The following is an 11,501-nucleotide window of genomic DNA, read 5'->3' on the forward strand; positions in this document are numbered from 1 at the left end:
CTTCATATTCAACCGGGAGAGGGGATTTGAGGCGCCAATGCCAACGTCGAAGCCAGCGTCCAATAAGGAACGTGTTCTAGACGAGCTACGGCTTATTAAGCCGCGTAACTCGGCAGGTCGGAACCTGCCGGTTGCAATTACGGTGGGCGTAGCACTTGGTGCAGTCGTCATCATCGGCTTGCTGCTGGGGGCGCTCGCCTGGACCGTTCTGGTCGCCGCGGCGGTTGGCCTTGCAACCTGGGAGGTCTGCGAGCGGCTCCGCGAGTCCGATTGGCAGGTCCCTCGCCCGGTTCTGATTTTCGGCGGACAGCTGATGGTGTGGCTGTCCGCCTACTGGGGGATTGACGGTCTGGTCATGGGCCTGACTGTTACCCTGATGCTTTTACTAGTCACCCGTCTGTTTTTGCACGGGATGGCTGAAGCACCACGGAACTGGCTGCGGGATGTCGCAGTCGGAGTTTTCGTGGTGATGTGGATTCCGTTCTTTGCGGCGCTAGCTGTGCAGCTGGTGCACATGGACAATCCCTGGGAAGTCGATCCCCGTCTGGTCATTGTGACCTTCATGATCGGGGTGATTTCCAATGACGTCGGAGGCTATGCCGCCGGTGTCATGTTCGGAAAGCATCCGATGGCTCCGAAGGTAAGCCCTAAAAAATCCTGGGAAGGGTTCGGCGGCTCTCTCGTACTCGCCACTATTACTGGAGCGCTCTGTGCAATCTTTATGTTGCACGCGCCGTGGTGGCAGGGCATCGTGCTGGGCATTGCCTTGGTTATCTCCGCCACGCTTGGTGACCTGATGGAGTCCCAGTTCAAACGCGATCTGGGGATTAAGGATATGTCCTCGATATTGCCGGGCCACGGCGGTCTGATGGACCGCCTGGATGGCATGCTGCCATCAGCCGCGATGACGTGGCTGATATTGCAGCTTTTCAGCCTGGTTTAATTTGGCTGGTTCAGTCGGGCTTTAGTTGTCGCCCTTACGAATCTGGCGGCGCAGATCAAACATTCGCCAGCCACCGATTAGCGCAGTGATGAGGGCGCCGAGGATAGCAGCGAACAGCATTCCGACACCGACCGGGAAGTTCCAGGCCCAGCCGAACAGGTTTAGTGTGGTCTCCTGCTGATTCTGCAGAATGAATACAAGCAATACGATCAGCAAAACTGCACTGATGACCAGGCCAACCCACATCGAGCCCGCGGTAGTCTTTTTCACCTTGCGCCGGCCAGGAGCGGGCGCTGGCTCCGGTGTGGAGTCCTTCTCTGCGGGCGCGTCAACGACTGGCTCTGGAAGGTTGTCCTGCTCTGGTGCAGGAGCCACGGAATCATTTGGAGAGTACGACGGAGTATCGTCGAAAAGCGGACTGTCGTTATTCGGCTGATTAGCGTTAGTCATACCTATCATTCAACACGTTTTGGCAGGTATGTACCACTTGTAAAGGTCCACTTAGTTGCGGCTGCCTAGTCGCTCATTAGGCCAAAACCGTTATTACATGCGAAAATGGGTGCCATCATGGCATCTTCACTTCCAATCGTTCTTAAAGCTCCACGTCGCGGCATGCCCGCGACCCATTTTGCGGACCTCGATGTTGAGGAACGGAAGGCTGCGGTCAAGGAACTGGGCCTGCCGGCCTTCCGCGCCGATCAGATTGCCCGGCACTATTACGGTCGGCTTGAGGCTGACCCTATGACGATGACTGATCTGCCGGAAGCAGACCGTCAAAAGGTCAAAGACAGTCTGTTCCCACCTTTGTTGACTCCCGTTCGCCACATCACCTGTGACGACGGCGAAACCCGTAAGACGCTGTGGCGTGCAGGTGACGGTACGCTGCTGGAATCCGTGCTGATGAAGTACCCGGGGCGTGCGACCCTCTGTATTTCCTCACAGGCCGGTTGCGGTATGGCATGCCCATTCTGTGCGACGGGTCAGGGCGGTCTGCAGCGTAATCTCTCCACCGCGGAGATTGTCGACCAAGTTCGTGAGGCCGCTGCCACTATGGCAGCCGAGGGCGGTCGCCTGACCAACATCGTATTCATGGGCATGGGTGAGCCGCTCGCGAACTACAATCGCGTTCTCGCCGCCGTCCATCGCATCACGCGGCCGTCGCCGGAGGGATTCGGCATCTCGATGCGCAATGTCACCGTCTCTACGGTCGGTTTCGCGCCGAACATCCGACGGCTTGCCGACGAGGACTTGTCAGTCACCCTCGCGGTGTCTCTGCACACTCCGGATGACGAGCTTCGCGATGAGCTGGTACCGATCAACAATCGCTTTACAGTAGCTGAGGTGCTTGATGCAGCTCGCTACTACGCAGACAAGACAGGCCGTCGCGTATCTATTGAGTACGCTTTGATTCGCGATATTAACGACCAGGATTGGCGTGCAGACTTGTTGGGTAAGAAGCTCCACAATGCTCTGGGCTCACGTGTCCACGTCAACCTGATTCCGCTCAACCCGACTCCGGGGTCGAAGTGGGACGCCTCTCCGAAGAAGCAGCAGGAGGAGTTCGTCCGCCGCGTACAGGCGCAGGGGGTACCGTGCACGGTCCGCGATACCCGTGGCAACGAGATTGCGGCAGCGTGTGGTCAGCTGGCGGCCGAAGAGGTTTAGCCGACAAATAGCAAAAAATCCGCACCGAATTCGGTGCGGATTTTTTTGTGCGCTGTAGCGCTATAGAGCTGTTGCTATAGAGCTGTTAGGCCAGACTTTCTGCAAAAGTGGCTAACTCTACTGGTTCTGGCCTTCCGGCAGGCGGTTCCAGGAGCGCAGCTGAGAGTCGGTCAGGTTAGCGTAGACGCCAGTGCCGTTTACCTGGTCGCGTGCCCACTCCGGCTCAATGTGGCCTTCCGGCTTGTTGTGACCGGTAACGGTGCGAACCTGAGAACCCTGCGGGGCGAACAATTGCAACAGCAGGCCAATAGCAATCAGGGCGGCGATGACGACCAGCCACCAGTTCTCGACGTTGCCCTTGTGGTTACCAATGGTCATGCCCAGCAGGAAGATTACGGAAATCCAGCCGGCCTTCTGCATAGCGCTCTTGCTAATGCCGTGCCAGCCCCACTTCGCCGACGGCTCGTCGAGGGTGCTGACGCCGCGGTAAATTTCTTCCTTTGGCTCGTGGTTGCTCACTTGAAAGTCCTCCTGTTAACACTTTCGGCGAATTGCACTCTATATGCACTTCAGTCTATCTGCGGTTTTGCTGAAAGCGACTGAGCGCATTTTCAGACAATCTTGAGTATCGGGTGTAAGGATACCTTAGAACTTGCTGAAATTGGGACTTAGCCCGGCCGGAAACTGTTCGCCGGTGTGCTCGTTTGCCCAAAGTGGGGGTAGGGTGAGCACTCGTGACATTTCTTCTTGGAGTTTTACTCTTCGCAATCGGCATCGCGGTGACAATCGCCCTTCACGAATGGGGCCATCTCACCGCAGCTCGCCTGTGTGGAATGCGAGTGCGTCGATACTTCATTGGCTTCGGCCCAACGCTGTTTTCCTTCAAGCGGCATCACGCTGCGGCAGGTGGGCATGACACCGAGTATGGAATAAAGGCAATTCCCTTTGGCGGATTCTGCGACATCGCAGGCATGACAGCAATGGATCCCATCGCTCCTGCCGAAGAACCCTACGCCATGTACAAGAAGCCGTGGTGGCAGCGCATTATCGTGATGCTCGGTGGGGTGGCAATGAACCTCATCGTTGGATTCATCATTCTTTACTTCATTGCCGTGACGTGGGGTTTGCCCAACATGGGTAAGGAAATGGCGCCACGCATTCAGGCGGTGCAGTGCGTCTCGCCGGCACAGCGTGCCGACGGCACGCTGGAGCCCTGCACTGGTTCCGGTCCTGCAGAGCGCGCAGGGCTACGTGCCGGAGATGTGATTGAGAAGATCAATGGCACCAAGATCACGTCCTACCCCGAGGCTGTGTCTCTCATCGGTAGCTCTGCAGGTGGCGACATCAAAATGACCATCGACCGCAATGGCAGCACCCAGACGGTCACGGTCACCCCGGAAGTCGTCAAGCGCAAGACTAACGACGGGCAGGACATCGACCAGCCAGCAATTGGTATCGCCTTCCAGCGCCCAGAGACCATCCTTCACGAGTACAACGCAGTGACTGCCATCGGTGGTGCGGCCAGCTTCACAGGCAGCCTTTTCGGGGCGGTTTGGAACGGGCTGCTCTCCATCCCGGAGAAGGTTCCCGGCGTGGTCGCCTCTATCTTTGGTGCTCAGCGTGACCCGGCCAGCCCAATGAGTGTCGTCGGCGCGTCGCGTGCCGGTGGTGAATTGGCGGAGATGAACCAGTGGCCTTCATTCTTCCTGTTGCTAGCTAACCTCAATTATTTCCTGGCCGTGTTCAACCTCGTGCCGTTGCCGCCACTCGACGGTGGCCACATCGCCGTTGTTATTTATGAGCGCATCCGCGACCTGATTCGCAAGGCGTTCGGTAAGCCTGCGCTTGGGCCTGCCGATTACACCAAACTCATGCCAATTACTATGGCCTTTACCGCAGTTTTGCTGGTCTTCGGCGTTCTGGTTATGGCTGCTGACGTGGTCAATCCAATTGTGCTGAACCGCTGATAGCAGGTTGCGGCGCGCCAGCGTCGTCGTAAAGCAAAGCGGTGCTAACGTCAGCCCACATGGAACAAACTTCGCGCCGCAAGCCCCTGCTTCGCAGTATCTCGGCTGTGGCAATCACGGGTCTGGTGTTGTCATCCGCCGCGTGTACGCCGCGGCCTGACACCGGGCGCGAGGTGCTTGAGGAATTCCTTGGGGCGCTGGCGGGAGGGGATGTCGCTAAGGCGGCGGCGCTGACCGATCATCCGGATTCCGCTGAGGGGGATCTGAATGCGGCCACCGACGGCCTTCAGCCGGAGGGGCTTGACTATGAAATCGAGGGTATCGATACCAGCTCGAATCAGTCCTCGGCCGAAGTCACCATGAATTGGCAGCTGCCGCATCAGCGACGCTGGGGATATGACACCACTTTCACGCTGACCAAGACTGAGGCTGGGCAACGGGATTGGGCGTTGCGCTGGTCGCCAGCATCCCTGCATCCACAGCTGGGGCGTAATCAGCACCCAGAATTGCGCACTATCGCAGCTCCACGTCCGTCTGTGGTTGGTTCGGACGGTGCGGCCTTGCTTGAGCCGGGGACTGTGCACCGGGTAATTCTCAACCGCGATGGGGCGGAGAATGTGCAGTCGTCGATTAACCGGGCGGCGACGGTCATCAATAATGAAATGCCGGAAGATGGTCCGAAGCTCGACGCCCGAGCAGTGGGGGAGCAGGCAGCTGGTGGGAAGGGTAACTTTTCGCTGATTGTGCTGCCGGCATCCACGCCACAGCGAGTCAAGGATGAGCTCGCGGACATTGACGGAATTTCTGTTAACGATGAAGCAGCGATGGTGCGACCCGACCCGGGGTTTGCGCCTGATTTGATGAGCCGTGTGGAAAGGCTAGTGGACACTGGTGATCACGGTGCCGATGGCTGGAAGATCGTGGCGGCCAACGAGGGCGGAGCAGTCGTCGGCACGCTCTATGAGGTGTCTCCGGATGTAGCCCCGGCGGTGCAGGCATCGATTAGTAAAAAGGTGCAGGACGCAGCGCAGAAGGCAGTCGATACGCGGCAAGATGCGAAGGCAATGCTGGTGGCTGTGCAGCCGTCTACGGGCAAGATTCTGGCGGTAGCCCAGACGGCGGAAGCAGACAAGGACGGTGACCTTGCGCTGATGGGACAGTTCCCGCCGGGATCGACGTACAAGATTGTCACTGCCGCTGCAGGTGTGCAGCACGAGGGACTAAATGCGGGATCGACTGTGCCGTGCCCAGGTTCGATGGAAATCGGTCCGCGAATTGTCACCAACTACAACGGAAGTGGTGTCGGGGATACCTCGCTGAGCGATGCCTTCGCGCGGTCTTGCAACACCACGTTCGGCAACATCTCCCACAAGTTGGAACCAGGGCAGTTCAAGGAGGAGTCCAAGAACTTCGGCATCGGCATCAACTATCACATCGCGGGCCTCGACACTATTACCGGCAGCGTGTCTGACGGTAGTGATGAAGTCGAGCGTATCGATGCGGGCTATGGACAGGGCAATGACTTGGCCAGCCCGTTTGGCATGGCGCTGGTTTCCGCGACGGTGGCGGCCGGGCGCACTCCGACGCCGTCACTCGTGCCAAGCGCGGGAACGTGGCAGTCGCAGACGTCGAAGCCACTTCCACCTGAGGTTTTGAACGAGGTTCGCTCACTCATGCGGGCGGTGGTGACCTCCGGTACCGGTTCGGCCATTGCCGGACGCGGTGAGGTCTACGCCAAGACCGGTGAGGCCGAGTATGGAGGTGGCTCGCACGCTTGGTTCACTGGCTATCGAGATGACTTGGCCTTCGCCACGCTCATCGTCGGCGGTGGTGGATCCGAACATGCGGTGGCGATTACCGATGCCTTCTTCGCCAATATGGATGAAGGTTCAGGAGACGAGGGCTAGAGCATTTCTGGCTTCGAAACCGGCACAGGCCGAAAGGCTAATCCGGGGGTAGGGGTAGAGTATGTTCCATGACTCAGCGTTCTCCACTTACTCAGCAAAAGTCCACGCCAATTCGCACTGTTCCGGCACATATTGAACGGCCGGAGTACGCCTGGAAGGACGAGGTTCAGGAAGGCGTCGGCGAGCCGCTGGTACAGACTCCGGAAGATATTGAAAATATGCGAGAGGTCTCTCGCATTGCTGCCAACGCGTTGGTGGAGGCCGGCAAGGCCGTAACTCCGGGCGTGACCACGGATGAGATTGACCGGGTGGTGCACGAGTACCTGTTGGATCACGACACCTACCCGTCCACGCTGGGGTACCGCGGTTTTGAGAAGTCGTGCTGTGTGTCTCTCAATGAGATTGTCTGCCACGGTATTCCGGACACTCAGGTTATTGAAGACGGCGATATCGTCAATGTCGACGTCACCGGATACAAGAACGGCGTCCACGGTGACACCAACGCGACTTTCCTCGCGGGCAATGTCTCGGAGGAGCACCTCCAGCTAGTGGAGCGCACTTACAACGCCACCATGCGCGGCATTAAGGTCATCAAGCCGGGCCGTGAGATTAATGTCATCGGCCGCGTAATCGAGTCTTACGCTAAGCGTTTTGGATACAACACCGTTCGGGACTTCACCGGTCACGGTGTCGGTACCACGTTCCACAATGGTTTAATCGTTCTCCACTACGATGAGCCGAGCCAGGACACCATTTTCGAGCCGGGCATGACCTTGACTGTTGAGCCGATGATTAACCTTGGTGAGCTGCCGTACCACATCTGGGATAATGGCTGGACTGTGCAGAATGATGACTTCAAGTTCACCGCCCAGTTCGAGCACACGGTGCTGGTGACCTCCGACGGCTATGAAATCCTCACTCTGCCGGATGAGCAGAACGTGCCAGGTCAGTTCCAAACTGGTTGGAAGCCCGAGGCCTAACCCGTGCAGGCCCCTGCAGCTCTGATTGCCGGCTGCACCTCAGATGCCGGTAAGTCGGTTCTGGTCGCCGGCATGTGTCGGCTGCTCGCGCGCCGCGGCGTGAAGGTCGCACCCTTCAAAGCACAGAACATGTCCAACAACTGCGCTGTCACGCTTGACGGCGGCGAGATTGGGCGCGCGCAGGCTCTGCAGGCGCTCGCCTGTGGGCTGGAGCCGGATGTCTCCTTTAACCCGGTGCTTCTCAAGCCGGGCTCGGACCACACTAGTCAGGTGGTGGTGAAGGGCAAAGCCGATGGGCATGTGAGCGCTCTGACGTACCGGTCGCGTCGAAAAGCGTTGCGCGGGGTAGTCGCGGAGACATTGGAAGAGCTGCGGGGGCAGTTCGATGTCGTCTTGTGCGAAGGCGCTGGTAGTCCTGCCGAGGTCAATCTGCGAGAGTCAGACATCGCCAACATGGGCTTGGCAGAGCTCGCTGATTTGCCGGTTGTGGTCGCCGGCGACATCGACCGCGGTGGGGTGCTTGCACATTTCGTCGGCACGCATGCAATTTTGAGCCCCGAAGACCGCGCGCGAATTACCGGTTTTATCGTCAACAAGTTCCGGGGCGATGTTTCGCTGTTGACACCGGGATTGGACGTGGTGCGCGAGCACACCGGCGTGCCCGTACTCGGCGTAGTGTCTTTTATTCCGGGGCTGTGGATCGATGCGGAGGATTCGCTCGGCACAGTCGCTGGTGCGTCGGTAGGGCCGGCGAACGCACCGCTGGGTACGGAAACGTTGTCCGTGGCCGCCATTCGCTTGCCGCGCGTGTCCAACGCCACCGATATCGAAGCGCTTGCCTGTGAACCAGGGGTACACGTGCAGTGGACGGTCGATCCGTCGGTCGTTGCTCGCGCCGACCTGGTCGTGTTGCCCGGGACGAAGTCGACGGTCGCCGATCTCAAGTGGTTGCGCGAGCGTGGGCTTGACGACGTACTGGAGAACCGAGCCGCCCGAGGGCTGCCGCTGATTGGCATCTGCGGTGGGTTCCAAATGCTCTGCACCACCATCACTGACTCGGTGGAGTCGGTAGCCGGGACAGTGAACGGGCTTGGCGTGTTCGATACCGACATTGAATTCGCGGGGACGAAGACGCTGGTGAGCCACCCGGATGGCTCTTACGAAGTCCACAATGGACAGGTTGTGCGAAGCAGCGAGGCGCCTTTTATCACTGAGCCTGAAGAAGGGGCGCGGCGTGGCATGGTGATGGGCACGCACCGCCACGGCTACCTGGAAAATGATCAGGCGCGCCGTGAGTTGCTGATGGAAGTTGCAGTTGCCGTCGGTCGGGACGGCTTTGAGGTCAGTCCTAATACTTCGTTTGCCGGAGAACGGCTGCTGCAGGTCGACCTGTTGGCCAATGCAGTCGAGAAGTACCTGGCTGGGCCCGCATTGGCCCAGGCCACAGGTATTGAACAGCTGGGCTAGTTATCGAACTCCAGGCCCAGGATTGCGTTTTCAATCAGCTCTGGCAGTGCTGGGTGGATCCAGTGCTGGCCCTTGACAACTTCGCGCACATCCATTTCGAAGCTCATCATCTGGATGCACTGCTGCACTAGGGTGGCAGCCTGCTCGCCGATGAAATGCGCACCCAGCAGGCGGCCGGTGGAGCGGTCCGCAATCAGTTTAGCGAAGCCGTCGCGATCCTCCAGCGCCCAGCCGTAGGCGACATCGCCGTAGTTCTGTACCTTCACGGTAATCTCCGTGCCATTTTCCGCAGCCCAGGCGCGAGCTTCATCCTCGGTCATACCGACCTGACCAATCTGCGGATGTGAGAAGACTGCCGACGGAATGTAGCGGTGGTCAAATTCGCGCAGGTCCGACGGGTTCAGCACGTTGTGGAAGACAACCTTGGCCTCATGGTTGGCAATATGCTTCAGCTGGTACGGGCTAGAGACATCGCCCAGCGCCCACACACCTTCGGCAGAGGTGCGGCCGTTCTGGTCAACCTTGATGCGACCATCGTCGTGCATCTCCACACCACCGGCTGCAAGGTCCATACGGTCACCGTTGGGAATGCGTCCGGTTGCCACGAGCAGGGCATCGGCTGCGATCTCCGTGCCGTCGTCAAGCGTGGCCGTGACGATCTCGCCCTCCTGGGAGAGTTCAGTGATGGAGGTGTTCATGCGGATGTCAATGTCGCGGGCGGCAACCTCGTGGAAGCGCTCGGAGATAGCGGCGTCTGAGCCACGCAGCATGACATCGGAGCGCACCAGCATGTGCACCTTCGTACCGAAGGAGGCGAAGACGTGCGCGAACTCGCTAGCGATGTAGCCGCCGCCGACGACGATCATTTCGCGCGGGAGCTTGTCGACGCGCATGATGTTCTCGTTGGTGTAGTAATCGACCCCGGAGTCTGCGATGAGGCCCGGAACGTGAGGGCGGGAGCCTGCAGCGATGATGATGTTGTCGGCTGTGATGTCGACGGTTTCCTCGCCGATGCCAGTGCGAATAGTGCGGCGGCCGACGAACGTTGCGTGCCGGTCGTAGACATCGATATTGGGAGTCTCGTCCCCGCGGCGGTATGCCTCGCCGCCGTCGGCAATCTGGTCGACGCGCTGGGCAAAAACGCGATCCTGGATTTGCTTGAGATCAACGGAGTCGAAGGTGCCGTGCACACCCAGGCGGCTGGCCTCGCGGATGTTGCGGGCGGCATCAGCGGCCAGAACGAACATCTTGGTGGGAATACACCCAACGTTGAGGCAAGTACCGCCGAAGCGTCCTTCCTCCACCAGAGCGATACGGACATTGTCGTAGGCTGGGGCTGGAATGGAATTGCCGGACCCGGTTCCGATAATGATGACGTCGTAGTGGCGTGGGGTAGTCTCAGGCGAATTCTCAGTGGTCACAAGCACTCCTAGCATTCTGGTCAAACTAGTTTGGTTCAACCGTACTGAATGCTGATTTATTCCGAGTTCCTATTCTGTGCTCCTATTTTGAGCTGTCTCCTGGATTGACTGTGGCAAGGAACTGAAAGGTCTCATTAAAAGCGCGGTCAAGTGCTTCGGGTGCGGAAAGGTAGACGTCATGGAGAGCACCCGGAATCGCGACGTTGCGAGCCTGCGGTCCCAAGTGGGCAGTGGCATCGGCAATTTGCTCAGTGTTGAGGACAGAGTCAACGCGACTGTGCTCCGGTGTGTAGTCGGAGCCGAGAAGGTAGTTGTCCGAGTGGAGGACGAGCGTCGGCACGCCGGTATCGATACCGCGGCTGACACGTTGCTGGCCGACGATGATGGCATTGAGCCAACGCCAGTTCTTGTCATGGCCAGCCAGCGGCTTGAAAGTGCGGTTGTACTCCCAACGCCCCTGGTGGTCGGCGCTAATGGATTTTCCATAGCCGCCCGCAGACTGCACTGGAATAAGACTGTTGGGGCGAATCCGCGACATAACACGAGTCACCAGCGAGTACACGGGAGCCTTTGCCCGGGAAACGTGCAGAGCCAGCCACGGTGAGTTCAAGACGGCAGCCGTGACGGAAATATTGGGTGCTTGCGGGCAATGGCCGCCTGTGCTTCGTAACCAATCGAGCCAGAGCACGGCAATGAGACCACCAGTGGAGTGCGCATTAACAGTGACAGTTGTATGACCGGCGTGGTCTAACACTGCGAGTGCCCTGTTGAGATCCTCGAAGTAATTCGTCAGATCGCTGCAGCCATGCCAAGTCTGCCCAGGTTGGTGCGCGCGCCCGCACTTACGCAGGTCAATAGCGTAAAAGGCGTAGCCTTCGGCGTGGTACCGTTCCGCTACGTGCTTCTGGAAGAAATAGTCCGACATCCCGTGAATCCATAGAACCGCCGGACGTTTTTGGAAGTCGCTTGCCGACGAGTCGGGGCAGTAGCGGACCAATACCGCGTGTACGGATCCCTCACCGTCGGGGTCCTGGCCGAGTTCGATGACATGTTGGCTGTAGTCTTCGCCTAGGTTATCGGGGTTAAAGGTGGGGGTAACGAAATCGGGAATATCGGTAGTCACAGGGTCAAGCCTAGCGCCGATTACCGGG

Annotated in this window: 10 protein-coding genes; 6 read left to right on the top strand and 4 right to left on the bottom strand. The window is 58.8% G+C overall.

Annotated elements, in window-relative coordinates; translation table 11 throughout:
• The first annotated feature begins 37 nt into the window (after positions 1-37).
• Positions 38-943: a phosphatidate cytidylyltransferase gene (locus QP982_RS02100; protein ID WP_049170784.1), complete on the top strand. Its 906-nt coding sequence runs from the start codon at positions 38-40 to the stop codon at positions 941-943.
• Positions 944-964: 21 nt separating this feature from the next.
• Here QP982_RS02100 and QP982_RS02105 read toward each other — a convergent pair whose 3' ends face one another.
• Positions 965-1,393: a lipopolysaccharide assembly protein LapA domain-containing protein gene (locus tag QP982_RS02105; RefSeq protein WP_065421645.1), complete on the bottom strand. Its 429-nt coding sequence runs from the start codon at positions 1,391-1,393 to the stop codon at positions 965-967.
• 117 nt (positions 1,394-1,510) lie between these two features.
• On the opposite strand from QP982_RS02105, the gene rlmN reads away from it, so the two are divergent.
• Positions 1,511-2,608, top strand: a complete 1,098-nt coding sequence (rlmN, locus tag QP982_RS02110; protein ID WP_049189669.1) for a dual-specificity RNA methyltransferase RlmN — start codon at positions 1,511-1,513, stop codon at positions 2,606-2,608.
• 117 nt (positions 2,609-2,725) lie between these two features.
• On the opposite strand, the gene QP982_RS02115 is transcribed toward rlmN, so the two are convergent.
• A complete protein-coding gene (locus QP982_RS02115) occupies positions 2,726-3,127 on the bottom strand; it encodes a DUF2631 domain-containing protein (protein ID WP_016422566.1) in 402 nt (133 codons plus the stop codon).
• Positions 3,128-3,342: 215 nt separating this feature from the next.
• Between QP982_RS02115 and QP982_RS02120 the strand changes: the two genes are divergently transcribed.
• The 4 genes from QP982_RS02120 to QP982_RS02135 all read left to right on the top strand — a co-directional run bounded on the left by QP982_RS02120 (position 3,343) and on the right by QP982_RS02135 (position 8,929).
• Positions 3,343-4,575: a M50 family metallopeptidase gene (locus QP982_RS02120; protein ID WP_070767567.1), complete on the top strand. Its 1,233-nt coding sequence runs from the start codon at positions 3,343-3,345 to the stop codon at positions 4,573-4,575.
• 59 nt (positions 4,576-4,634) lie between these two features.
• Positions 4,635-6,482 carry a penicillin-binding transpeptidase domain-containing protein gene (locus QP982_RS02125; protein ID WP_070644015.1) on the top strand — a complete coding sequence of 616 codons (1,848 nt, stop codon included), beginning with the start codon at positions 4,635-4,637 and terminating at the stop codon, positions 6,480-6,482.
• Between the two features lie 68 nt (positions 6,483-6,550).
• Positions 6,551-7,462 (top strand): type I methionyl aminopeptidase, encoded by a 912-nt coding sequence (map, locus tag QP982_RS02130; RefSeq protein ID WP_049189666.1) that lies wholly within the window; start codon positions 6,551-6,553, stop codon positions 7,460-7,462.
• Positions 7,463-7,465: 3 nt separating this feature from the next.
• Positions 7,466-8,929: a cobyric acid synthase gene (locus QP982_RS02135; RefSeq protein ID WP_069358763.1), complete on the top strand. Its 1,464-nt coding sequence runs from the start codon at positions 7,466-7,468 to the stop codon at positions 8,927-8,929.
• Here the strand turns inward: QP982_RS02135 and mtr are convergent.
• Both mtr and QP982_RS02145 read right to left on the bottom strand, forming a co-directional pair.
• On the bottom strand, positions 8,926-10,350 hold the full coding sequence (mtr, locus tag QP982_RS02140) for a mycothione reductase (RefSeq protein ID WP_126107997.1): 1,425 nt from the start codon (positions 10,348-10,350) through the stop codon (positions 8,926-8,928). The genes QP982_RS02135 and mtr overlap by 4 nt on opposite strands.
• 82 nt (positions 10,351-10,432) lie before the next feature.
• Complete coding sequence (locus QP982_RS02145; protein WP_016422572.1) at positions 10,433-11,473, bottom strand: alpha/beta hydrolase; 1,041 nt, start codon at positions 11,471-11,473, stop codon at positions 10,433-10,435.
• Positions 11,474-11,501 lie beyond the last annotated feature (28 nt).

This window comes from Corynebacterium sp. MSK019, assembly GCF_030232425.1.
In the GTDB taxonomy this organism is placed as follows: Bacteria; Actinomycetota; Actinomycetes; order Mycobacteriales; family Mycobacteriaceae; genus Corynebacterium; species Corynebacterium jeikeium_D.